This is a genomic window from Streptomyces sp. NPDC002209 (assembly GCF_042890265.1).
In the GTDB taxonomy this organism is placed as follows: domain Bacteria; phylum Actinomycetota; class Actinomycetes; order Streptomycetales; family Streptomycetaceae; genus Streptomyces.
This window is the reverse complement of record NZ_JBIARX010000001.1, coordinates 794149-817577: the sequence shown is the minus strand read 5'-3', so window position 1 is coordinate 817577 and position 23429 is coordinate 794149. Positions and strand designations below refer to the sequence as shown.

At 71.7% G+C, this 23429-nt stretch carries 18 protein-coding genes; 17 read left to right on the top strand and 1 reads right to left on the bottom strand.

The window, feature by feature from the left end:
• Positions 1-2: 2 nt before the first annotated feature.
• Both ACFYXK_RS03810 and ACFYXK_RS03805 read left to right on the top strand, forming a co-directional pair.
• On the top strand, positions 3-1313 hold the full coding sequence (locus tag ACFYXK_RS03810) for a glycoside hydrolase family 113 (protein ID WP_389409656.1): 1311 nt from the start codon (positions 3-5) through the stop codon (positions 1311-1313).
• 96 nt (positions 1314-1409) lie between these two features.
• Complete coding sequence (locus ACFYXK_RS03805) at positions 1410-2558, top strand: sensor histidine kinase (RefSeq protein ID WP_389409655.1); 1149 nt, start codon at positions 1410-1412, stop codon at positions 2556-2558.
• A gap of 15 nt (positions 2559-2573) precedes the next feature.
• Here ACFYXK_RS03805 and ACFYXK_RS03800 read toward each other — a convergent pair whose 3' ends face one another.
• Positions 2574-3623 carry a rod shape-determining protein gene (locus ACFYXK_RS03800; RefSeq protein WP_389409654.1) on the bottom strand — a complete coding sequence of 350 codons (1050 nt, stop codon included), beginning with the start codon at positions 3621-3623 and terminating at the stop codon, positions 2574-2576.
• Positions 3624-3740: 117 nt separating this feature from the next.
• Between ACFYXK_RS03800 and ACFYXK_RS03795 the strand changes: the two genes are divergently transcribed.
• The 15 genes from ACFYXK_RS03795 to ACFYXK_RS03725 all read left to right on the top strand — a co-directional run bounded on the left by ACFYXK_RS03795 (position 3741) and on the right by ACFYXK_RS03725 (position 23287).
• Positions 3741-5270 carry a bifunctional folylpolyglutamate synthase/dihydrofolate synthase gene (locus tag ACFYXK_RS03795; RefSeq protein ID WP_383515575.1) on the top strand — a complete coding sequence of 510 codons (1530 nt, stop codon included), beginning with the start codon at positions 3741-3743 and terminating at the stop codon, positions 5268-5270.
• Between the two features lie 3 nt (positions 5271-5273).
• A complete protein-coding gene (locus ACFYXK_RS03790) occupies positions 5274-5618 on the top strand; it encodes a DUF4233 domain-containing protein (RefSeq protein ID WP_385189330.1) in 345 nt (114 codons plus the stop codon).
• A 75-nt stretch (positions 5619-5693) separates the two neighbouring features.
• Positions 5694-6107, top strand: a complete 414-nt coding sequence (gene ndk / locus ACFYXK_RS03785) for a nucleoside-diphosphate kinase (protein WP_266629291.1) — start codon at positions 5694-5696, stop codon at positions 6105-6107.
• A gap of 293 nt (positions 6108-6400) precedes the next feature.
• Positions 6401-7420 carry a rod shape-determining protein gene (locus ACFYXK_RS03780; RefSeq protein ID WP_008738981.1) on the top strand — a complete coding sequence of 340 codons (1020 nt, stop codon included), beginning with the start codon at positions 6401-6403 and terminating at the stop codon, positions 7418-7420.
• Between the two features lie 169 nt (positions 7421-7589).
• Positions 7590-8534 (top strand): rod shape-determining protein MreC, encoded by a 945-nt coding sequence (gene mreC / locus ACFYXK_RS03775; RefSeq protein ID WP_389409653.1) that lies wholly within the window; start codon positions 7590-7592, stop codon positions 8532-8534.
• Positions 8535-8546: 12 nt separating this feature from the next.
• Entirely contained in the window at positions 8547-9251 is a 705-nt protein-coding gene (mreD, locus tag ACFYXK_RS03770) for a rod shape-determining protein MreD (RefSeq protein ID WP_389409652.1), read from the top strand.
• 13 nt (positions 9252-9264) lie between these two features.
• Positions 9265-11439, top strand: coding sequence for a penicillin-binding protein 2 (mrdA, locus tag ACFYXK_RS03765; protein ID WP_389409651.1), 2175 nt, complete (start codon positions 9265-9267; stop codon positions 11437-11439).
• A 6-nt stretch (positions 11440-11445) separates the two neighbouring features.
• Complete coding sequence (gene rodA / locus ACFYXK_RS03760; RefSeq protein WP_389409650.1) at positions 11446-12645, top strand: rod shape-determining protein RodA; 1200 nt, start codon at positions 11446-11448, stop codon at positions 12643-12645.
• A gap of 83 nt (positions 12646-12728) precedes the next feature.
• Positions 12729-14252, top strand: coding sequence for a CHAD domain-containing protein (locus ACFYXK_RS03755; protein WP_389409649.1), 1524 nt, complete (start codon positions 12729-12731; stop codon positions 14250-14252).
• Between the two features lie 80 nt (positions 14253-14332).
• A complete protein-coding gene (locus ACFYXK_RS03750; protein ID WP_383515594.1) occupies positions 14333-16258 on the top strand; it encodes a TIGR03960 family B12-binding radical SAM protein in 1926 nt (641 codons plus the stop codon).
• A gap of 164 nt (positions 16259-16422) precedes the next feature.
• A complete protein-coding gene (locus ACFYXK_RS03745; RefSeq protein ID WP_383515596.1) occupies positions 16423-16653 on the top strand; it encodes a type II toxin-antitoxin system VapB family antitoxin in 231 nt (76 codons plus the stop codon).
• The gene (locus ACFYXK_RS03740; protein ID WP_389409648.1) at positions 16641-17072 is read left to right on the top strand and encodes a PIN domain-containing protein; all 432 of its coding nucleotides are present in this window, start codon (positions 16641-16643) and stop codon (positions 17070-17072) included. The genes ACFYXK_RS03745 and ACFYXK_RS03740 overlap by 13 nt, the downstream gene beginning before the upstream one ends.
• A 52-nt stretch (positions 17073-17124) precedes the next feature.
• Positions 17125-18105, top strand: a complete 981-nt coding sequence (locus ACFYXK_RS03735; protein WP_389409647.1) for a hypothetical protein — start codon at positions 17125-17127, stop codon at positions 18103-18105.
• Between the two features lie 127 nt (positions 18106-18232).
• Positions 18233-19012, top strand: a complete 780-nt coding sequence (locus tag ACFYXK_RS03730; RefSeq protein WP_389409844.1) for a TIGR03936 family radical SAM-associated protein — start codon at positions 18233-18235, stop codon at positions 19010-19012.
• 234 nt (positions 19013-19246) lie between these two features.
• Positions 19247-23287 (top strand): ribonuclease E/G, encoded by a 4041-nt coding sequence (locus ACFYXK_RS03725; protein WP_389409646.1) that lies wholly within the window; start codon positions 19247-19249, stop codon positions 23285-23287.
• Positions 23288-23429 lie beyond the last annotated feature (142 nt).

Genomic DNA, 23429 nt, shown 5'->3' with positions numbered 1-23429 from the left:
TCGTGAACACCGAGAAGAACCAGTCGAACGAGTCGAACCAGTCGAACCAGAAGAGCCGGGCCGAGAAGGGGAAGCGCTCCAAGGTCCCCCTGCTCGCGATCCTCCCGGTGACGGTGACCTGCCTGGTCGTCGGCCTCCCGTTCGTGGTCGGGGACCACCCGCTCCGCTGGAGGCCGGGCTCCCTCAAGCCGGTCCTGGTCCTGCACGACTCCACCCCCGCGGACGGCGGCGAGGACACCGGCCCCGCCGGCGGCGGGGCCGACGCGGCTGCGAAGAAGGAGGAGGAGGAACCGCCCGCCGGGCCCCCGCCGAAGGTGGACAAGCCCTGGAAGGCCGGCATGCCCGAGTGGGGCGTCCAGATCTTCTGGGAGGACAAGAAGGAACACAGCGCCGCGTACCTCGAGACGCAGGCGCGCAAACAGGCCGCCTACCTCGTGGGGCTGAAGGCCAACGCGGTCTCCGTCTCCTTCCCCTTCTACACGGAGGGCCGCACCTCGACGAAGCTCGCGGCCGGCAAGAGCACCCCGACGCCCGAGCACCTCGAGACGGTGCTGCGCGTCTTCCACGAGGCGGGACTGCGCACCACCGTCCGCCCGACCCTGGACGAAGCGGTGCTCGTCCCCCCGGAGGGCTGGCGCGGCAACATCAAGCCGACCGACAAAGAGGCCTGGTTCGACGCCTACGAGGCCCTGCTCGGCCCGTACCTCGACGCGGCCCAGCGCCAGCAGGCGGCGACGTTCGTGATCGGCACGGAGCTGAACTCGATGGAGGGCCACCCGGCCTGGAAGGGCCTGATCGCGGCGGCCGAGAAGCGGTTCAAGGGCGAGGTGTCCTACGACGCCAACTGGGACAACTACGTGGGCGGCCACATAGACGTGCCCGTCAAGCGGCTCGGCGTCGACGCGTACTTCCCCGTCAAGGTGCCCGACGACGCCCCGATCGACCAGCTCGTCGACGGCTGGAACACCTGGCTCGACAAGAAGGGCAAGGGCCCGCTGCCGCGGATCGTGCTCGCCGAGGCGGGCATCAGCGCCATGGACGGGGCCTACCACGCCCCCGGCGACTTCTACACGAAGCGCAAGCTGAATCCCGCGGTGCAGGCCACCTGGTACAAGGCGGTCTGCCAGGTCGTGCGGGAGCGGAAGATGGCGGGCGTCTACTGGTGGTCGGTCCACTTCGACTCCGACCCCAAGATCGCCCCCAGGGAGGACGAGTCCCGGCTCAACTTCGCGGGCCGCCCGGACACCGAGCGCGAGATCCGGTCCTGCTTCGGCTCCGACTACGCGGGCCCGGGCACCGATCCGGCACCCTGACGCATTGTGTCCCGAGTTGTCCGGAGTGTCGGACATCACGTTTTCGGCCCGGTCGGCTGATCCGATCCCCCTCGGCGAGCACGGATGATGGAGGGCATGCACGTCCCGCCCGTCCCCCCGGTGCTCCGCCGGGCCGCGGCCACCGGTCGCCGGCTCGCCGAGAGCTGGAGCGGGTCTCCCCGGGCGCTTGACGTGCTCACCGCAGTCAGCTGTCTCGCCCTGATGGCACTGGACCTGCCCGGCCTGGCCGCCGCGGACAACTCGCTCAGCGGCCCGATGGCGGCCGTCGTGCTCGCCGCCGGATGCTCGAGCCTGGTGGTGCGCCGCCGGGCGCCCTGGATCTCGTACCTCACGGCGCTGCTCTTCATCGGCTGGCTGCACGAGCTGACGCTGATCCAGTTCGCGCTCTACTCGGTCGGCCGCTTCCGGGGGCGCCGGCCCGCGGTCCTGGCCACCCTCGGGTACGTCGCCTTCGCGCTGATCGTCTTCAGCGTCCCGGGCTGGCCCGAACCGCGGGCCCAGACCCTCAGCTCGTTCCTGAGCCTGGTCGTGCCCATCGGGGTGCTCGCCTCGGCCGTCGGCATCGCCGCCTACCGGCACGACCTGGTGCGCGAGCTGGCCGCCCGGCGGGCCGAATCGGCCGTCCAGCAGGCGGTCCAGCAGGAGCGCACCTCGGTCGCCCGCGACGTCCACGACTTCGTCGGCCGGGAGCTGACGCTGCTGACGGTGCGCTCGGAGGTGCTGTCGGTGCGGGCCCGCGAGTCGGCGCACGCCAAGGACTTCGAGGAGCTGGCCGATACCGCGCGCCGGGCCCATCTGGTGCTCAACGAGATCATCGTGCAGCGCGGGGAGCGGGCCGCGACCCCGGGGGTGGACGGGCTGCCGGCCCTGGCGCAGGAGAGCGGGCGGGCCGGTTCGCCCGTACGGCTGGACCTGGATCCGCAGGTGCACGGGCTGTCACCGCTGCGGCAGGCCGCGGTCTACCGGGTCGTGCAGGAGTGCCTGACCAACGCGGCCAAGCACGCGTGCGGGGAGACCGTCGACGTGTCGATCGCGGCGGACGGCCCGCAGCTGCGGATCGCGGTCAGCAACGGCCTGCCGGCCCGTACGCCCCCGCACGCCCCCGTCTCGGCCGGCTCGGGCACGGCGAGCATGTCCGAGCGCGTGCGCAGCCTGGGCGGAACCCTGACGGCGACGCGCACGGAGGACTCGTACACGGTCGTGGCCACCCTTCCCCGGGGGTAGGGGGTGTCTTGTGGATCAGACCTTCGCCGGGACCAGCAGGCCGTTCAGGGTGTCCAGGTCCTCCACGCACCTGCCGGAGCCCAGGGCCACGCAGTCCAGCGGGGCGTCGGCGACGAACACGGGGATCCCCGTCGCGGAGGCGATCCGCAGGTCCAGGCCGGGCAGCAGTGCGCCGCCGCCGGTCAGGACGATGCCGTGCTCCATCACGTCGCCGGACAGCTCGGGCGGGCACTCCTCCAGGGTGGTGCGCACCGCGGCGATGATCGCCTCGACCGGCTCGTCGAGCGCGGCCCGTACGTCCGCGGCACCCAGGGAGAGGGTCTTCGGCATGCCGCCGACCCGCTCCCGGCCGCGGACCGTGAAGGTCCGGGTCTCCAGCTCCGGCCGGTCCGGCACCGGCCAGGCCGATCCGATGCCGACCTTGATGTCCTCGGCGCTGCGCTCGCCGATGAGCAGCCCGTGCTCCTTGCGTACGTAGTCCATGATCGCGGCGTCCAGCCGGTCCCCGCCGACCCGCAGGGACCGGGACGTGACGATCCCGCCGAGCGAGATGACGGCGACCTCGGTGGTGCCGCCGCCGATGTCCACCACCATCGAGCCGCGCGGCTCGGCCACCGGCAGGCCCGCGCCGATCGCCGCCGCCATCGGCTCCTCGATCAGGTGGACGGTCCTGGCCCCGGCCCGGGTCGAGGCGTGGACGATGGCCCGCCGCTCGACCGGGGTGACCCCGGAGGGCACGCAGATCACCATCCGGGTGCGCGGCCGGCGCCCGGGCACGGCCTTGCGGACGAAATGGCGGATCATCTCCTCGGCGGCCTCGTAGTCGCAGATCACCCCGTCCTTCAGGGGGCGGATCGCGGTGATGGAGCCGGGGGTGCGGCCGATGGTCTCCTTGGCCTCGGTCCCGACGGCCAGCGCGGTGGTGGTGCCCGCCCTCACGGCGACCACGGACGGCTCATTGAGGACGATTCCGTGCCCCCGGGCGTAGACCAGGGTGTTCGCGGTCCCCAGATCGATCCCTATGTCGCGGCTGGAAGCGGACGTGTTACTGCTGGCCTGCGGCATTTGTTCCCCTATCTCCTGCCCGCAAGGCTTGCATAACGATCCGGTCGCAACGGGCGCCGAACGTCCTGAAACGGCCGGGTCGAAAGTCCCCGGGCCCCCCGTCCGTAGACTGGCCCCGTGAGTGAGCAGCAGCCCGAGAGCAACGGACCCGACGACCGCGACGAGACCCTGGAGGTCTTCGACCGGATCGTGGCCGAAGAGTCCGACCGCGACCCCGACCTGGCGGTGATCGAGGCCGGCAGCCGCACCCTGCGCGCCCAGGCCGGACCGCCCCAGGGCGACCCGGTGCCCGCGCACCCCCTCGACCCGGAGGTGGCGAGGGCGCTGCAGGAGGTGGAGCAGGAGCTCGCCACCCGCTGGGGCGAGACCAAGCTGGAGCCGTCCGTCACCCGGATCGCCGCACTGATGGACGTCCTCGGCGAACCGCAGCGCGCGTACCCCTCCATCCACGTCACCGGCACCAACGGCAAGACCAGCACCGCCCGCATGATCGAGGCCCTGCTGAACGCCTTCGAGCTGCGCACCGGCCGCTACACCAGCCCGCACGTGGCGTCGGTCACCGAGCGGATCAGCCTGGACGGGGCGCCGATCAGCGCCGAGCGCTTCATCGAGACGTACTACGACATCAAGCCGTACGTGGAGATGGTCGACGCCGCCGAGGAGTTCCGGCTGTCCTTCTTCGAGGTGCTCACCGGTATGGCGTACGCGGCCTTCGCGGACGCCCCGGTCGACGCGGCCGTCGTCGAGGTCGGCATGGGCGGCACCTGGGACGCGACCAACGTGATCGACGGCTCGGTCGCGGTGATCACCCCGATCAGCCTGGACCACACCGACCGCCTCGGCACGACGCCCGGCGAGATCGCCCAGGAGAAGGGCGGCATCATCAAGCAGGACGCCACCGTGATCCTGGCGCAGCAGCCGGTGGACGCGGCCCAGGTGCTGCTGAAGAAGGCCGTCGAGGTCGATGCGACGGTGGCCCGCGAGGGCATGGAGTTCGGCGTCGTCGCGCGCGAGGTGGCGGTCGGCGGGCAGATGCTGACGCTGCGCGGCGTGGGCGGCGAGTACGACGGCATCTTCCTGCCGCTGTACGGGGCCCACATGGCGCACAACGCGGCGGTGGCGCTGGCGGCGGTCGAGGCCTTCTTCGGCGTCGGCGCGCAGCAGTCGCGGGAGCTGGACCTGGAGACCGTGCGCAGGGCCTTCGCCTCGGTGACCTCGCCGGGCCGGATGGAGGTCGTGCGGCGCAGCCCGACGGTGGTCCTGGACGCGGCGCACAACCCGGCGGGCGCGCAGGTCACGGCGGACGCGGTGACCGAGGCCTTCGGCTTCAGCCGGCTGATCGGCGTCGTGGCCGCGAGCGAGGGCAAGGACGTCAAGGGGGTCCTGGAGGCCTTCGAGCCGATCTTCGCGGAGGTCGTCGTCACGGAGAACTCCAGCCACCGGGCGCTGTCCGCGGACGAGCTCGCGGCGGTCGCGGTCGAGGTCTTCGGGCCGGACCGGGTGCAGGTGGAGCCGCGGCTGGACGACGCCCTGGAGGCGGCGATCACCCTTGCGGAGGAAGAGGCCGAGTACGGAGGGGCCGGGGTCCTGGTGACCGGGTCCGTGATCACGGTGGGCGAGGCCCGCCTGCTGCTGAAGAGGGGCTGAGGAATGCGCACGCTGTGTGCTTCGACGCTGATCGGCGAGTTCTTCGTGATCGGTTTCGCGGGGCTGGTCGCCATGAAGAACCCGGATCTGACCCAGGCCACGGTGTGGACGGTCTGCGGGATCGCCATGCTGCTGTCGGTGCTGCTGTGCGGGATGCTCTCGCGTCCCGGCGCGGTGCAGATCGGCTGGGCCCTGCAGATCGGCCTGATCCTGAGCGGGTTCGTCGTCCCGATGATGTTCTTCCTCGGCGCCGTGTTCGCGGGGCTGTGGTGGTGCTCGGTGCACTACGGCGGCAAGATCGACGCGATCAAGGCCCGCTGGGCCGCGCAGAGCGAGGCGCAGGCCTGACGGGTCCGTGCGCCGGCCGTGTCCAGCCCCTGTAGCCTCGGGTAACCGCACCCGTTTGCCGCAAGGAGTTACAACATGACCCAGCGCACGCTCGTCCTGCTCAAGCCGGACGCGGTCAGGCGTGGCCTGGTGGGCGAGATCATCGGTCGCATCGAGCGCAAGGCCGGCTGGAGCATCCCGGCGCTGGAGCTGCGTACGCTCGACCGGAGCATCCTGGAGCAGCACTACGCCGAGCACGTGGGGCGCCCGTTCTACGAGCCCCTCATGGGCTTCATGGCGAGCGGCCCGATCGTGGCCCTCGTGGTGGAAGGGGAACGCGTGATCGAGGGTGTCCGCCAGTTGGCCGGACCCACTGACCCGATCGCCGCGGCGCCCGGCTCCATCCGGGGGGACTTCGGCACGATCACCCGGGAGAACCTCATCCACGCCTCGGACTCCGAGGAGTCCGCCGAGCGTGAGCTGAAGCTGTTCTTCCCCACCCTGGGATGAGTCCTTCCTGACGTAACATCAGCCGAATAGCGCTCATGACCTGGGGCGACCGAAGTAATTTCGGTCGCCCTTCGGTATTGCCGGGCAGTTGCGGGAACGCATGGGCAGGACACGTCGTCACCACTAAGGGGGCGGGTTTCCGATCCGGCGGGATTGCCGGAGTCCCGTCGCGCGGTGTTCATACTTGCGGCACTACGATGGGGCCTCCACCCACACACCCACCTCGCCGACCTGACAGCAGCCGCTATCAACTGGAAGGCCAGACGCTCCTCATGGGGAACAAGGGGAACAACATGTCGTTCATCGGCCGTGACATGGCGATCGACCTCGGGACCGCCAACACGCTGGTGTACGTGAGGGGCCGGGGGATCGTCCTGAACGAGCCGTCCGTGGTCGCCATCAACACGAACACCGGTGGCATCCTGGCGGTCGGCTCCGAGGCGAAGAAGATGATCGGCCGGACGCCCGGCAACATCGTCGCCGTAAGGCCCCTCAAGGACGGCGTCATCGCCGACTTCGAGATCACCGAGCGCATGCTCCGGTACTTCATCCTCAAGATCCACAAGCGCCGCTACCTGGCCCGTCCGCGCGTCGTGGTCTGCGTACCCTCCGGCATCACGGGAGTGGAGCGGCGCGCCGTCATCGAGGCGTCCACGCAGGCCGGCGCCCGCCAGGTGCACATCATCGAGGAGCCCATGGCCGCCGCCATCGGCTCGGGCCTGCCCGTCCACGAGGCCACCGGCAACATGGTCGTGGACATCGGCGGCGGCACCACCGAGGTCGCCGTCATCTCCCTCGGAGGAATCGTCACGGCGCAGTCCATCCGGGTGGCCGGCGACGAGCTCGACAACGCGATCATCCAGCACATCAAGAAGGAGTACTCGCTCCTCCTCGGTGAGCGGACCGCCGAGCAGATCAAGATCACCATCGGGTCGGCCTACGACCTCGACAAGGACGAGCACACCGAGATCCGCGGCCGGGACCTGGTCTCGGGCCTGCCCAAGACGGTCGTGATCTCCGCAGCCGAGGTCCGCAAGGCCATCGAGGAGCCGGTCAACGCCATTGTCGACGCGGTCAAGACGACGCTCGACAAGTGCCCGCCGGAGCTCTCCGGCGACATCATGGACCGCGGCATCGTCCTGACCGGCGGCGGCGCCCTGCTGCGCGGGCTCGACGAGCGGCTGCGCCGTGAGACGGGCATGCCGATCCACATCGCCGAGGACCCGCTCGACTCCGTGGCGCTCGGCTCCGGCAAGTGCGTGGAGGAGTTCGAGGCGCTCCAGCAGGTCCTGGACGCCCAGCCCCGGCGCTGATACAGACCCCCGTCCGGGGGCCATGCGGAACACAAGGATCCGCCGTACGGGTGCTGCCGCGCCCGTGCGGCGGATCGTTGATATACAGACGAAGAACTCCGGTGCAAGCACCGGCTCCACCGGAGCCGGCTTCGCCGCCACGACACATGGGAAGGCACGGCCGCCGCACGTGAGGGACACACGAGAAAGCCGGCTGCTCCTGGTGCTCCTGATCGCCATCGCGTTCGCATTGATCACGGTGGACATCAGGGCAGGCGAGGAGTCACCGGTCGACGGCGCCCGGCAGGCCGCCGCAGCGGTCTTCGGCCCGGTCGAGGAAGGTGTGGCGACCGCGGTCGATCCGGTCGCCAACGCCATAGGGGCGGTACGGGACTCCGGCGAGCGCCACAACCGCATCGCCACGCTGGAGCGCGAGAACGCGGCGCTGAAGGCCCGGCTGGGCAGCGACGACCAGACCCGCAGCCGCATCCGCGAGCTCGACGAGATGCTCAAGCGGGCCGGCGCCGGACAGTACGGCATCAAGGGCGCCGAGGTCATCGCCATAGGAGCGGCCCAGGGCTTCTCCTGGACCGTCACCATCGACGCCGGCAGCAAGGACGGCATCGAACGCGACATGACCGTCCTCAACGGGGAAGGGCTCGTCGGCCGGGTCGCCACCGTCGGCCCCGACACCGCCACCGTCGTCCTCGCCAACGACCCCGACTTCACCGTGGGCACCCGCCTGGAGAAGACCGGCGAACTCGGCTTCGCCACCGGCCAGGGCGACCGCTCCCTGTCCGTCCAGATGCTCAACGGCAAGGCCAAGGTCAGCCCCGGCGACCGGCTCGTCACGTTCGGCTCCCGCGGCAACAAGCCGTTCGTGCCCGGCGTCCCGATCGGCGAAGTGGTCAAGGTCGACCCCTCGCGCGGCGACCTGACCCGCACCATCTGGGTCCGCCCGTTCGTCGGGTTCTCGCGCCTGGACATCGTCGGCGTCGTCGTCATGCCGCCGCGCGAGGACCCGCGCGACGCCGTCCTGCCCCCCAAGCCCGAGGTGAAGCCCACCCCGACGGTCACCGTCACGGTCACCCCGTCGCCGTCCGCCAGTGTGCCCGCCAAGCCGGCCGACGAGTAGGAGCCCACCGTCATGCGCTTCAACCGGATCCTCCTTTCGGCCACGCTCGTCGTGGTCGCCCTCGTCGTCCAGGTCTCCGTCCTGGGCCGGCTGCAACTGCCCGGCGCCGTACCCGACCTGGTCCTGCTCACCGTCGTCGCCCTCGCCCTCGTGTACGGGCACCTCAGCGGTGCGCTCATCGGCTTCGCCGCCGGACTCCTGGCCGACCTGGCCCCGCCCGCCGACCACGCCGCCGGGCGGTACGCGCTCGTGCTCTGCGTCATCGGGTACGCCGCCGGGCTGGCCCGCCCCGACTCCGGGCGGTTCCGCTCCGCCTGGGGGCCGATGCTGACCGTCGTCGCCGCCGCGATCGGCTCCACCCTGCTCTACGCCGGGGTGGGCGCCCTCGTCGGCGACACCGCCGCCCGCCACGTGGGCCTGACCGGGCTGCTGTTCACCGCGACCCTCTACGACCTGCTGCTCGCCCCGTTCACCGTGCCGTTCATCATGGCGCTGGCCCGGCGCGCCGAGAACGACCCGATGGCCGTCGAGGCGAACGGCGGACAGGCCAAGGCCGCCGACGTGTCCTCCGGCTGGCTCTCCGGCGGCACCGGCCTGCGCATCGGCAGCCAGCGCGGCGGCCTGCGACTCAAGACGGCCCGCAGCCGCGCCAACAAGGCCGGCCGGATAAAGGGCGTCAAGGGAATCAAGAGTGTGAAGAGCGTCAAGAAGCTGTGAGGGGGGAGATCCCGTGAGCAACGTCCCCGAGACCGGCCGCACCTCCCGGGTGCAGATCCGTCTCGTCATCCTCCAGGTGCTCGTCTTCTCCTTCCTCTTCACCCTCGGCGGGCGCCTGTGGTACCTCCAGGTCCGCAACGGCGCCGAGTACTACCACGAGGCCAAGAGCAACCACGTCCAGCAGGTCGTCCAGCCGGCCGTCCGCGGTTCGATCCTGGACGCCCGCGGAGTCCCCCTCGCCGACAACGAGACCCGTCTGGTCGTCTCCGCCAGCCGCACGGCGCTGATGAAGATGAAGGACAAGGGCAAGGACGTCCTGACCAGGCTCTCCGACGTACTGGACATGAAGCCGCAGGACATCATGAACAAGGTCCGCATCTGCGACTCCCAGACCCCCAAGCCCTGCTGGAACGGTTCCCCCTACCAGCCCATCCCGGTCACCACCGAGGCCACCACCCAGCAGGCCCTGCAGATCCGCGAGCGCCCCGAGGAGTTCCCCGGCATCACCGCCGAGCCGACCGCCGTACGCCGTTACCCCGCGCCCGGCGGCGCCAACACCGGCCAGGTGCTCGGCTACCTCTCCCCGGTCACCGACGACGAGATCCAGAAGGCCAAGAACACCAACTCGCCGCTGCTGCGCTCCGACCAGGTCGGCCGCTTCGGCCTGGAACGCACGTACGACCGGACCCTGCGCGGCAAGTCCGGCGTCACCCGCTACGAGGTCGACAACCTCGGTCGCGTCATGGGCCAGGCCAAGAACGACCCGTCCATCCCCGGCGCCCACCTCGTGACCAGCATCGACGCCCGCGTCCAGGGCGTCGCCGAGTTCGAGCTGAACGCGGCCATGATCGAGGCCCGCAAGCAGATCGACCGCAACACCGGCGTCCCCTACAAGGCCGACGCCGGCGCCATCGTCGTCCTCGAGTCCAAGACGGGCCGCGTCGTGGCCATGGCCTCCAACCCGACGTACGACCCGAACATCTGGGTCGGCGGCATCTCCGGCAAGGACTACGCGAGGCTCACCGCCAAGGAGTCCAACGTCCCGCTGATGAACCGGGCGATCCAGGGCCAGGCCGCCCCGGGCTCCATCTTCAAGGTCATCCCGACCGCGGCCGCGGTCAACGCCGGGTACGACTTCGACGGGAGCTACCCCTGCCCGAGCTCCTACGCCATCGGCGGCCAGGTCTTCAAGAACTTCGAGTCCCAGGGCCACGGCTCCATCACCCTCGGCCGGGCCCTCGAAGTCTCCTGCGACACCGTGTTCTACGCCCTCGGCCACCAGCAGTGGATCAAGGACGGCGGGCTCCATCCGAAGAAGACCCCGGCCGAGATCTTCTACAAGACCGCCCACCAGTTCGGCCTCGGCGCCGAGACCCACGTCGACCTGCCGGGCGAGGAGAAGGGCCGGGTCCCCGACCGCCGGTGGAAGCAGAAGTTCTGGGAAGCCAACAAGGACATGTGGTGCAAGACCGGGAAGAAGGGCGGCACCTACGTCGAGCTGCTGTCCTACGAGAACTGCCTCGAAGGCAACCTCATGCGCGCCGGTGACGCCATCAACTACTCCATCGGCCAGGGCGACACCCTGGTCACCCCGATCCAGATGGCCACCATCTACGCCGCCATCTCCAACGGCGGCACCATGTGGAACCCGACCATCGGCAAGGCCGTCATCAGCGCCGACGGCAAGCACGTCGAGCCGATCCCGCCGCAGGCCCACGGCAAGCTGCCCATGACCGAGGTCACCCGCCGCAAGATCGGCGCCGCCCTGGAGGGCGTCGCCACCCGCGGCACCGCCGCCTGGCGCTTCGGCGGCTGGCCGCAGAAGCAGATCCCGATGCACGCCAAGACCGGTACCGCCGAGGTCTACGGCAAGCAGACCACCTCGTGGTTCGCCACGTACACCGAGGACTTCACGATCGTGATGACGATCTCCCAGGGCGGTACCGGTTCGGGTGCCTCCGGACCCGCCGTCCGCAACGTCTACAACGCCATCTACGGTCTCGACATGGCCGGCAAACAGGACGTCGCCAAGGCCTTTCTGCTCAAGCCGGAGGCCAAGCTGCCCACCATCCAGCCCGACGGCTCCATCGTCGCCCCCGACATCAAGCCGTACGTGCCCCCGTCCCCGGAGGAACCGGTGCCCGCGCTCGCCGGTCCCCCCGCCCCGCCCGTCGCGCGGCAGGACTGAGACCCGATGCAGACCGCCAACAAGTTCTCCGTATCCCGGTACGCGCCCGAGCGCGGCGCGATGGCCAAACTGACCTCGCGCGACTCGGTGCTGCGCCGGCTCGACTGGCCGATACTCCTGTCGGCGCTCGCCCTGTCCTTCATCGGCGCCCTGCTGGTGTGGTCGGCGACCCGCAACCGCACCCAGCTCAACCAGGGCGACCCGTACTACTTCCTGGTCCGCCACGCCCTGAACACCGGCATCGGGCTCGTCCTGATGATCGGCACCATCTGGCTCGGCCACCGCACCCTGCGCGGCGCCGTGCCGATCCTGTACGGGCTCTCCCTGGTGCTCATCCTCGCCGTGCTCACCCCGCTCGGCGCGACCATCAACGGCGCCCACGCGTGGATCGTGATCGGCGGCGGCTTCTCGCTCCAGCCCTCCGAGTTCGTGAAGATCACGATCATCCTGGTCATGGCCATGCTGCTGGCCACCCGGGTGGACGCGGGCGACCTCGCCCACCCCGACCACCGCACCGTGGTCAAGGCGCTGTGCCTGGCCGCCGCACCTATGGGCATCGTCATGCTGATGCCCGACCTCGGCTCCGTCATGGTCATGGTCATCATCGTGCTCGGCGTGCTGCTCGCCTCCGGCGCCTCCAACCGCTGGGTGCTGGGGCTGATGGGCTCCGGCGCGGCCGGGGCCATCCTGATCTGGCAGCTCGGCGTGCTCGACGAGTACCAGATCAACCGCTTCGCGGCCTTCGCCAACCCCGACCTCGACCCCGCCGGCGTCGGCTACAACACCAACCAGGCGCGCATCGCCATCGGCTCCGGCGGACTGACCGGCTCCGGGCTCTTCAAGGGCTCGCAGACCACCGGACAGTTCGTGCCCGAACAGCAGACCGACTTCGTCTTCACGGTGGCGGGGGAGGAGCTGGGCTTCGTCGGCGCCGGGCTGATCCTCGTCCTGCTCGGCATCGTGCTGTGGCGGGCGTGCATGATCGCCCGCGAGACCACCGAGCTGTACGGGACGATCGTGTGCGCCGGGATCATCGCCTGGTTCTCCTTCCAGGCGTTCGAGAACATCGGGATGACCCTCGGGATCATGCCGGTGGCGGGGCTGCCGCTGCCGTTCGTCTCCTACGGGGGCTCGTCCATGTTCGCGGTGTGGGTGGCGGTCGGACTGCTCCAGTCGATCAGGGTGCAACGGCCGATGTCGGCCTAGCGGGGGCCGATCTTCGGCCGCATTCCGCCGTGGATTCCCCGTTCACCCTGCCGTCGTGATCCGTTCAGGACTAAGTTCGATCCATGGCGGACACGAAACGCGAGATCGAGCGCAAATTCGAGTTCACGACGAGCAAGGCCGCGCGCCGCGGAGTCCCGGACCTGACCGGCACGGCCGCGATCGCGGCCGTCGCCGACCGGGGCACCGTCGACCTCGACGCGGTCTACTACGACACCCCCGACCAGCGGCTCGCCGCAGACGGCCTCACCCTCAGACGCCGCACCGGCGGGGCCGACGCCGGCTGGCACCTCAAACTCCCCGTCTCCCCGGGCGTCCGCGACGAGGTCGCCGCCCCCCTCAGCGACACCGTCCCCCGCTCCCTCGCCGCCCTCGTCCGCTCCCGCGTCCGCGACACCCCCCTGGAACCCCAGGTCCGGCTGCTCTCCTCGCGCCGCGTCACCCACCTCCTCGACGCCGACGGCACCCTCCTCGCCGAACTCTCCACCGACGACGTCCGCGCCGAGCGCGACGATGCCGCCGCAGCCTGGACCGAGGTCGAGGTGGAACTCGCCGACGGGGTCGACCCGGCCCTCCTCGACGCCGTCGAGAAGAAGTTCCGCAAAGCCGGGCTCCACGTCTCCGACGCCCCCTCCAAACTCGCCCGCGCCCTCACCGAGACCGCCGCCGCGCCGCCTCCACGGCCCGAGCCCGACCTCCCCGAGGACACCGCGGGCGCGCACGTCCTCGCGTACCTGCGCGAACAGCGCGACGCCCTCGTCGCCCAGGACCCCGCCGTGCGCCGCAACCTGCCCGACTCCGTCCACCAGATGCGGGTCGCCTGCCGCCGCATGCGCAGCGCCTTCAAGACCCACCGCAAGGTCCTCGACCGCACCGCCACCGACCCGCTCGGCGAAGAGCTGCGCTGGCTGGCCGCCGAGCTCGGCCTCGACCGCGACCAGGAAGTCCTCTCCGAGCGCATCCAGACCCGCATCACCGAGCTCCCCCGCACCCTCCTGCTCGGACCCGTCCGCGGCCGCCTGCGGGTCTGGAACAACGCCCGCCGCTCGGGAACCCGCCGCCGCGCCCTCGCCGCCCTCGACGCCAAGCGGTACGCCGCCCTGCTCGACGCCCTCGATGCCCTGCTCGCCGACCCGCCCCTGCTCCCCGGCGCGGCCAAGCCCGCCGCCCGGGCCCTGTCCAAGGCCGCCCTGCGCGACTACGGGCGGCTCGCCACCCGCGTCGCGGGCGCCCTCGACCTGGAACCGGGCCACGAGCGCGACCTGGCACTGCACGAGGCCCGCAAGGCCGCCAAACGCGCCCGCTACGCGGCGGAGGCCGCCGCACCCGCGCTCGGAAAACCGGCAAAACAGCTGGCCAAGGCGATGAAATCGGTCCAGACCCTGCTCGGCGACCACCAGGACAGCGTCGTCGCCCGCGAAGCCCTGCACGGCCTCGGTGTCCAAGCGGCCGGAGCAGGGGAGTCCGCTTTCACCTGGGGCGTGCTCTACGCCCGCGAGGAAGCCCTGGCCGAGCGGCGTGAACGGGAACTTCCGGACGTATGGGCGCAGGCCTGCGACCCCGCGCTCCGGGCGGACCTCGCCACCTAGGCGGTGATCTTGGCGGCGGGTGGCGGCTGCGCCTCGGGTTACGCTTGAGAGTCGCCCCCTGCCCGCTTCACGAAAGTCGCGTGATGTCCGAGTCGGTCTTCCCACAGCTCGAAGCTCTGCTCCCGCATGTGCAGAAGCCCATCCAGTACGTCGGTGGTGAGCTCAACTCCACCGTCAAGCCGTGGGATTCGTGTGACGTCCGCTGGGCGCTCATGTACCCGGACGCGTACGAGGTCGGGCTGCCCAACCAGGGCGTCATGATCCTGTACGAGGTGCTGAACGAGCGCGAAGGCGTGCTTGCGGAGCGCACCTACAGCGTGTGGCCCGACCTCGAAGAACTGATGCGCGAGCACAAGGTGCCGCAGTTCACCGTGGACAGCCACCGCCCCGTGGGCGCCTTCGACGTGTTCGGCCTGTCCTTCTCCACGGAGCTGGGCTACACGAACATGCTCACGGCCCTGGACCTGGCGGGCATCCCGCTCGAGGCCAGGAACCGTACGGTCGACCACCCCATCGTCCTCGCGGGCGGCCACGCGGCCTTCAACCCCGAGCCGATCGCGGAATTCATCGACTGCGCGGTCATCGGCGACGGCGAGCAGGCCGTTCTCGACATGACCGAGATCATCCGCACGTGGAAGGCCGAGGGCCGTCCGGGCGGGCGCGAGGAGGTCCTCTTCCGCCTGGCCAGGACCGGCCAGGTCTACGTGCCGGGCTTCTACGACGTCGACTACCTGCCCGACGGGCGCATCGCGCGCGTCGCGCCGAACAAGTCGGGCGTCCCGTACCGCGTGTCCAAGCACACGGTCATGGACCTCGACGAGTGGCCGTACCCGAAGCAGCCGCTGGTCCCGCTCGCCGAGACCGTCCACGAGCGGATGTCCGTCGAGATCTTCCGCGGTTGCACCCGCGGCTGCCGTTTCTGCCAGGCCGGCATGATCACGCGCCCCGTGCGGGAGCGAAGCATCACCGGCATCGGCGAGATGGTCGAGAAGGGTCTGAAGGCGACCGGCTTCGAGGAGGTCGGCCTCCTGTCGCTCTCCTCGGCGGACCACACCGAGATCGCGGACATCGCCAAGGGCCTCGCGGACCGCTACACGGACGACAAGGTGGGCCTGTCCCTGCCGTCGACCCGTGTGGACGCGTTCAACGTGGACCTGGCGAACGAGCTGACCCGCAACGGGCGCCGCTCCGGTCTGACCTTCGCCCCCGAGGGCGGCTCCGAGCGCATGCGCAAGGTCATCAACAAGATGGTCTCGGAAGAGGACCTGATCCGGACGGTGGCCACCGCCTACGGCAACGGCTGGCGCCAGGTGAAGCTGTACTTCATGTGCGGCCTGCCGACCGAGACCGACGAGGACGTGCTCCAGATCGGCGACATGGCGGTCAACGTCATCGCCAAGGGCCGCGAGGTCTCCGGCCAGAACGACATCCGCTGCACGGTGTCGATCGGCGGATTCGTGCCGAAGCCGCACACCCCGTTCCAGTGGGCGCCGCAGCTGTCGGCCGAGGAGACGGACGCCCGCCTGGGCAAGCTCCGCGACAAGATCCGCGCCGACAAGAAGTACGGCCGCTCGATCGGCTTCCGCTACCACGACGGCAAGCCGGGCATCGTCGAGGGCCTCCTCTCGCGCGGCGACCGCCGCATCGGCGACGTGATCCGCGCCGTGTACGAGTCGGGCGGCCGCTTCGACGGCTGGCGCGAGCACTTCTCGTACGACCGCTGGATGGAGGCCGCGGAGAAGACGCTGCCGGCCTACGGCGTGGACGTCGCCTGGTACACGACCCGCGAGCGCACCTACGAGGAGGTCCTGCCCTGGGACCACCTGGACTCCGGTCTCGACAAGGACTGGCTCTGGGAGGACTGGCAGGACGCCCTCGACGAGACGGAGGTCGAGGACTGCCGCTGGACCCCGTGCTTCGACTGCGGCGTGTGCCCGCAGATGGACACGCACATCCAGATCGGCCCCACGGGCCAGAAGCTGCTGCCGCTGTCGGTCGTGAAGTGACCCCCGGCTGACGCGGCGCGCGTCCCGAACATGCCCCTCACCGGGAACGGTGGGGGGCATATTCATTCGGTCGCCGGTTGAAGGTTTCAGCAGATACGTCTCGCGGATATCCTTGAGGCGAGCGTGGAGCAATACTCCACCCCAGCTGCCAGGAGGTGGCCGGCATGGCCAAGACCGTGATCGACATCAACGAGGAAGCGCTCGCGCTGGCCGCGGAGGTCCTCGGCACCACGACGAAGAAGGACACGGTCAACGCCGCGCTCGCAGAAATAGGAGCACGGCTGCGCCGGGAGCGAGCGCTGGCAGCACTCATCAAGCTCGATGAGGAAGGCGCCTTCGACAAGGGGCGGGAACCCGGATTCAAGGAAGAGGTGCGGGGGCCGTGGGGGAGCTGACCGAGGGGGCGTTCCTCATCGACACCTCCGCCGCGCACCGCATCACGCTCCCGGGGCCGTTCTCCACGTGGCGGTCGGCGCTCGCTGCCGGACGCATCGGCATGTGCGCGGCGACGCAGGCCGAGGCACTGTACTCGGCCCGGTCGGCCGCCCAATACGTCGCGATGCGGCAGGCGTTCGCGGACCTCTACGTGTGGCAGGGGATCCCGGACGACGTGTGGGTCCGCGTCGGGGCCGTGCAGCAGGCCCTGGCCGAGGCCGGCTGCGTGCGCTCGGCGGGAGTGGTGGACCTTGTGGTCGCGGTCACTGCGGCGAGGCACCGCCTGACGGTGCTCCACTACGACCGGGATTTCGAGACTCTCGCCAAGCACATCGACCTCCGCACCCGGTGGCTGGCCGAGCCGGGGTCCATCGACTGACCGGGGGTCTGCCCGCCGCAACGGTTGGGGGGTTCCGGGTGTCCTTACGGGTATGGAACGTGAGAAGCCGGGGGGCGGGGGGAGTGGCGAGGGCTGCCTCGTGGGGGTCGTGCGGATACCCGTCAAGATCGTGGCCCTGATCGTCGTACTGCCCGTACGGGTGGTTTGGGATCTGCTCGTCGCGTTCGGGCAGGCCGTCCAGCGGCGTGTGCTGGGGCCGTTCTCCGTGTACGTCCTCCAGCCGGTGCTGCGCGGTATCGGCCGGGTGCTGACCGTGCTGATCAAGCTGGTGTTCGTCTGGCCCTGGGCGGGGCTGTGGCGGTACGTGGTCCGGCCCGTGCACGAGTTTCTCCTCGCTCCCGCCGGGCGGGTTCTGTACGCGTACCTCCTGCGTCCGCTCGGTGTGGCGCTGGCCTGGGTGGGGCGCGGCGGGCTGCGGTACGTGGTCGCCCCGCTGGTCAAGGGCTTGACGTGGCTGGTGTGGGCGCTCTGCATGACCCTGTTCGTCTGGCCCTGGGTGGGGCTGTGGCGGTACGTGCTCGCGCCCGTCGGGCGGGGGCTGGCCCGGGTGGGTGCCGTCTTCCACCGGTACGTGCTCACCCCGGTCGGGCACGGACTGGCCGTGATCGGCTCCGTGGTCTACCGGTATCTGCTGCGGCCCGTGGCGGTCGGGGCGTACGCGTACCTGCTCGTGCCCCTCGGGCAGGTGCTCGTCTGGGCCTGGCACGTCGCCGGGCGGATCGTGCGGGCCGTGTGGCGGGGGGTCCGGCTGGTCGGCTGGGTGCTCGTGGGCCGGCCCGTGGCGCAGGTGTACCGGCACGTGCTGACGCCGGTCGGACATGTCGTACGGGAGGTGTGGCGCACCGTCCGGGCCACCGTCCGCGAGGTCCGGGCCGACGTGCGAAAGGTGCTGTTCGGGGGCCCCGGCCGGGAACCGGCGAGGTCACGGGCGCGTACTCTGGGTAGTACGACAGCCGCAGGCAAGAACGCGCCCGCCCCCGAGATCTCCCTGCACGAACAGAAGCAGGGGTGAGCCGGAGGGCACGGCGTGGCCGGCAGGCTCACCAGACCTCAGGGCGACGCGCGAGCCGCGGAGCCCCGCACAAGGAGAAGAACCACTGGGCAAGCGACAGCCCGAAGGCCCACCCCCCGCACCGGTGGTGCAGCGCATCCGACTGCGCTACACCAAGCGCGGCCGCCTCCGGTTCACCAGCCACCGAGACTTCCAGCGCGCGTTCGAGCGGGCCCTGCGCCGCGCCGAGGTGCCCATGGCGTACTCGGCGGGCTTCACCCCGCACCCCCGCGTCTCGTACGCGAACGCCGCGCCGACCGGCACCGGCAGCGAGGCCGAGTACCTCGAGATCGCCCTTGCCGAGCCCCGCGACCCCGAGAAGCTCCGCGAGCTCCTCGACGAGTCGATGCCGGTCGGGCTCGACATCATCGAGGCCGTCGAGGCCCGCACCTCCGGGCTCGCCGACCGGCTGACGGCCTCCGTGTGGGAGCTGCGGCTGGAGGGCGTGGAGGTCGCCGAAGCCGAGCGCGCGGTCGAGGCCTTCCTCGCCGCCGAGGCGGTCGAGGTGCAGCGCCGCACCAAGAACGGCATGCGCAGCTTCGACACCCGCGGGGCTGTGGTCAGCCTCGAGGCGGTTCCTGCCCCGGCTGATAGGCCGCTGGACAATGCCTGTGCGATACTGCGGCTGGTTGTTCGGCATCTGACACCTGCCGTGCGACCCGACGACGTCCTGTCCGGTCTCCGAGCTGTGGCCGACCTGGCGCCGCCGGTCCCCGCAGCGGTGACCAGGCTGGCGCAGGGGCTCTTCGACGAGGAGTCCGGCACGGTGACCGACCCGCTCGCGCCCGACCGCGAGGCTGTCACGGCCGCCCCACCCACGGCCTCCGTAGCCGCCGACGCGAAGGCGCCGGAAGGTCCCGCCGCGTAGGGATCGTCGTCGTCGCGCAGCCCTGGCACTCGGGAGCCACCTGGGTCGGGCCGCGCACAGACCTGAAGACTTCCGCCAGGCCGTACGGACAAGACGTACGGAACCGGCGGCCATGGACTACAGCTCCCGTGTGGCGAACGCGCCCCGGAGGCCGGTTCCGCGCTGATCGCGCGGGGCCGTGCCGGACCGGAAGTCAGCCGCGGCGCCCGGGAGCGTGACGGGAGAACCGCCCGCATGCTCAACAACGAAACCAACAACACCACCGGTGGCGCCGACAGCGGCAGCCCGAGCGACAACCTGCCTCCGCGCAGGCGTCGCCGTGCCGCGTCGCGGCCCGCCGGCCCGCCCGGTGCGACCGCGACCCCGGCCGCCGAGGTGACCGAGGCCGCTCCGGCCGCCCCCGCCGCCGCCGTCGAGGAGGCTGCCCCGGCCGCCGCCCCGGCCCGCACCCGCCGCCGCGCGACCCGCGCCGTGGCCGCCACCGAGGCTCCTGTCGCCGAGGTCGTCGTAGAGGCTGCCGCTGCGGCTGCTCCGGCCGCCGAGGAGGCACCGGCGCCGCGTGCCCGTCGTCGTGCGACGCGCGCCGTCGCCGCTCCCGAGGCTCCGGCCGCCGCCGAGGCCGCCGTCGAGGCTGCCGCCCCGGCTGCTCCGGTCGTCGAGGAGGCTGCGGCTCCGGCGCCGCGTGTCCGCCGTCGTGCGACCCGTGCCGTGGCTGCTCCCGAGGCGCCTGCTGCCGAGGTCGTCGTAGAGGCTGCCGCTCCGGCTGCTCCGGTCGTCGAGGAGGCTGCGGCTCCCGCGCCGCGTGCCCGTCGTCGTGCGACCCGTGCCGTGGCCGCCCCCGAGGCGCCTGCTGCCGAGGTCGTCGTCGAGGCTGCCGCTCCGGCTGCTCCGGCTGCTCCGGTTGTCGAGGAGGCTGCGGCTCCCGCGCCGCGTGCCCGTCGTCGTGCGACCCGCGCCGTCGCCGCCCCCGAGACGCCCGCCGCCGAGACCGTCGTGGAGGAGGCCGCTCCCAAGGCCACCGTGACCGTCGCCGACGCCGTCGACTCCCCCAAGCGCGGCGGCCGCCGCCGCGCCACCCGCTCCGCGGCTCCGGCCGCCCAGGCCGCGCCGGTGGAGCCCGCCGTCGAGGAGGAGCCCGCCGCCCCGGCTCGTGGCCGCCGCGCCGCGCGCCCCGCCGTGGCCGTCTTCCAGGCGCCGGTCTTCACCGAGCCCATGTTCCAGACCCCGGAGACCGCCGCCATGGCCGCCGCGGCCGCCGCCGCAGCCGCCCCGGCCGAAGAGGTCGAGGAGGAGGACGAGCTCGAGGCCGAGGCCGAGACCGTCCAGGCCCCCGCCCCGCAGCCGGCCGGCCGTCGCCGCCGCCGTGGCCGCGGTGCGGTCGAGGCCGCCCCGGTCGCGGAGTCCGCGCCGGTGTCGCTGGCCGACGTGGAGCGCGCCGAGGACGAGGCCGCCGAGCTCGACGAAGAGGCTGCCGAGTTCGAAGAGGGCGACGAGACGGGCGAGCGCCCGTCCCGCCGCCGCCGCCGTGGCGGCCGCCGCCGTCGCCGCGGCGAGGCCGCCGACCTGGACGAGTCCGCCGAGGACGAGGCCGAGGCGGAGGCCGCCGAGCAGGAGGCGGGAGAGGAAGAGGACTCCGCCGAGGAGGACGACGAGACCGGCGCCCTGGGCTCCAGCTCCAGCCGTCGCCGCCGTCGCCGTCGCCGCCGCAGCGGTGAGCCCGCCGACGTCACGGCCGAGGGCGAAGCGGGCGAGGAGGACGGCGTACGCACCGTCGTCAAGGTCCGCGAGCCGCGCCCGGCGCGCGAGAAGGCCGAGCCGTCCGACGAGGTGCAGTCCATCAAGGGCTCGACCCGTCTGGAGGCGAAGAAGCAGCGCCGCCGCGAGGGCCGCGAGCAGGGCCGCCGCCGCGTGCCGATCATCACCGAGGCCGAGTTCCTGGCCCGCCGTGAGGCCGTCGAGCGCGTGATGGTCGTCCGCCAGGCCGGCGAGCGCACCCAGATCGGCGTCCTCGAGGACAACGTGCTCGTCGAGCACTACGTCAACAAGGAAGAAGCCACCTCGTACGTCGGCAACGTCTACCTGGGCAAGGTCCAGAACGTGCTGCCGTCGATGGAGGCCGCCTTCATCGACATCGGCAAGGGCCGCAACGCCGTCCTGTACGCCGGCGAGGTCAACTTCGAGGCGCTCGGCATGGCCAACGGGCCGCGCCGCATCGAGTCCGCCCTGAAGTCCGGCCAGTCGGTCCTGGTGCAGGTCACCAAGGACCCGATCGGCCACAAGGGCGCCCGTCTCACCAGCCAGGTCTCGCTGCCCGGCCGCTACCTGGTCTACGTGCCCGAGGGCTCGATGACCGGTATCAGCCGCAAGCTGCCCGACACCGAGCGCGCGCGTCTGAAGACCATCCTCAAGAAGATCGTCCCCGAGGACGCGGGCGTCATCGTGCGCACCGCCGCCGAGGGGGCGAGCGAGGACGAGCTGCGTCGCGACGTCGAGCGTCTGCAGGCCCAGTGGGAGGACATCCAGAAGAAGTCGAAGCAGATCTCGACCTCTTCGCCGAGCCTGCTGTACGGCGAGCCGGACATGACCGTCCGCGTCGTGCGCGACATCTTCAACGAGGACTTCTCGAAGGTCATCGTCAGCGGTGACAGCGCCTGGGAGACCATCCACGGCTACGTCTCGCACGTCGCCCCGGACCTGGCCGACCGGCTGTCGCGCTGGACCTCCGAGGTGGACGTCTTCGCGACGTACCGGATCGACGAGCAGCTCGCCAAGGCGCTCGACCGCAAGGTGTGGCTGCCCTCGGGCGGTTCCCTCGTGATCGACAAGACCGAGGCGATGATCGTCATCGACGTCAACACCGGCAAGTTCACCGGTCAGGGCGGCAACCTCGAGGAGACCGTCACCAGGAACAACCTGGAGGCGGCCGAGGAGATCGTGCGCCAGCTGCGGCTGCGCGACCTCGGCGGCATCGTCGTCATCGACTTCATCGACATGGTCCTGGAGTCGAACCGCGACCTGGTCCTGCGGCGCATGCTGGAGTGCCTGGGCCGCGACCGTACGAAGCACCAGGTCGCCGAGGTGACCTCGCTGGGCCTGGTCCAGATGACCCGCAAGCGGGTGGGCCAGGGCCTGCTGGAGTCCTTCTCCGAGACCTGTGTCCACTGCAACGGGCGCGGTGTGATCGTGCACATGGAGACGCCGACCGCGGTCGGCGGCGGTGGCAACGGCAAGCGGGCGAAGCGTCGCGGCGGCCGTGGCCACGAGCACGACCACGAGATCGAGGGCGCTGCGAGCGTCGAGCTCGAGGCGCTCGAGGCCGAGACCGAGACCGAGGCCGAGGTGGCCGCCGAGCTCGCGGCGCCGGTGGCGCTGCCCGAGCCGGCGTTCGTCGCGGACGAGGAGCTCTACAGCAGCCCGGCGGAGGCGGAGGCCGCGGCCGGCCTGAGCGGCCGTCGCAACCGCCGCCGTGCCACCCGCAAGGCGACCGCTCCGGCGGGTGCCCCGCGCGGTGCGGCCGCCCAGGCGGCTCCGGCCGTCCCGGCCGCGGCCCCCGTGGCCGAGGCCGAGCCCGTCGCCGCTCCGGCGGCGGAGCCGGTGGTCGAGGCCGAGCCGGTGACCGAGGCGGCCGACACGGTGCTCGAGCCGGCCTCCGAGGTCGTCGCCGAGGCCGTGGAAGCCGCCGAGCCGGTCGAGGTCGCCCCCAAGGGCCGCACGCGTCGCCGTGCCACCCGCAAGGCCACGGCCCCGGCGGGCGCCCCGGCTGCGGCCGAGGCCGCCCCGGAGCCCGAGCCGGCCGCCGAGGCCGCCCCGGAGCCCGTCGCCCCGGCGGAGGCCGAGCCCGAGCCCGTCGCCGAGGCGCCGGCCGCGGAGGCCTCCGTGGCGGAGGCCGCACCGGCCCGTCCGCGTCGGCGCGCCACCCGCAAGGCCACCGCACCCGCCGGTTCCCCGGCAGGCGCGGCGGAGGCTGCCGTACTGGTCGTCGAGACCCCCGCCGCCGAGCCCGAGGCCGCCCCGGCCCCGGCCGAGGCAGCGGAGGCCGCAGAGGGCGAGGAGGCCGCCCCGGCCGAGAAGCCGGCCAAGAAGGCGGTCCGCAAGACGGCTGCCAAGAAGGCCCCGGCGAAGAAGGCCACCGCCGCCAAGAAGGCGACGGCCGCCAAGAAGACCGTCGCGAAGAAGGCGACGGCCAAGAAGACCGTGGCGAAGCGCGCGACGAAGAAGACCGCGGCGGCCGAGCAGCAGTCGCAGCCGTCCGTCTCGGCTCCGACCGAAGCCTGATCCGCTGCACGGCCGTGGGGGCCCCCCCCCGGGGGGGGCCCCCCCCCCCCCGGGGCCCGGGGGGGCCCCCCCCCCCCCCCCCCGCCCCCCCCCCCCCCCCCGGCGGGGCGGGGGGTGGTGGGGTGGGCGGGGGGCGGCCGCG

Excerpts from the sequence above, each read along its gene's own strand:
- ACFYXK_RS03805 (WP_389409655.1), top strand. The coding sequence starts at position 1,410 with ATGCACGTCCCGCCCGTCCCCCCGGTGCTCCGCCGGGCCGCGGCCACC.
- ACFYXK_RS03800 (WP_389409654.1), bottom strand. The coding sequence starts at position 3,623 with ATGCCGCAGGCCAGCAGTAACACGTCCGCTTCCAGCCGCGACATAGGG.
- ACFYXK_RS03790 (WP_385189330.1), top strand. The coding sequence starts at position 5,274 with ATGCGCACGCTGTGTGCTTCGACGCTGATCGGCGAGTTCTTCGTGATC.
- ndk (WP_266629291.1), top strand. The coding sequence starts at position 5,694 with ATGACCCAGCGCACGCTCGTCCTGCTCAAGCCGGACGCGGTCAGGCGT.
- ACFYXK_RS03780 (WP_008738981.1), top strand. The coding sequence starts at position 6,401 with ATGTCGTTCATCGGCCGTGACATGGCGATCGACCTCGGGACCGCCAAC.
- mreD (WP_389409652.1), top strand. The coding sequence starts at position 8,547 with ATGCGCTTCAACCGGATCCTCCTTTCGGCCACGCTCGTCGTGGTCGCC.
- rodA (WP_389409650.1), top strand. The coding sequence starts at position 11,446 with ATGCAGACCGCCAACAAGTTCTCCGTATCCCGGTACGCGCCCGAGCGC.
- ACFYXK_RS03755 (WP_389409649.1), top strand. The coding sequence starts at position 12,729 with ATGGCGGACACGAAACGCGAGATCGAGCGCAAATTCGAGTTCACGACG.
- ACFYXK_RS03745 (WP_383515596.1), top strand. The coding sequence starts at position 16,423 with ATGGCCAAGACCGTGATCGACATCAACGAGGAAGCGCTCGCGCTGGCC.
- ACFYXK_RS03735 (WP_389409647.1), top strand. The coding sequence starts at position 17,125 with ATGGAACGTGAGAAGCCGGGGGGCGGGGGGAGTGGCGAGGGCTGCCTC.
- ACFYXK_RS03725 (WP_389409646.1), top strand. The coding sequence starts at position 19,247 with ATGCTCAACAACGAAACCAACAACACCACCGGTGGCGCCGACAGCGGC.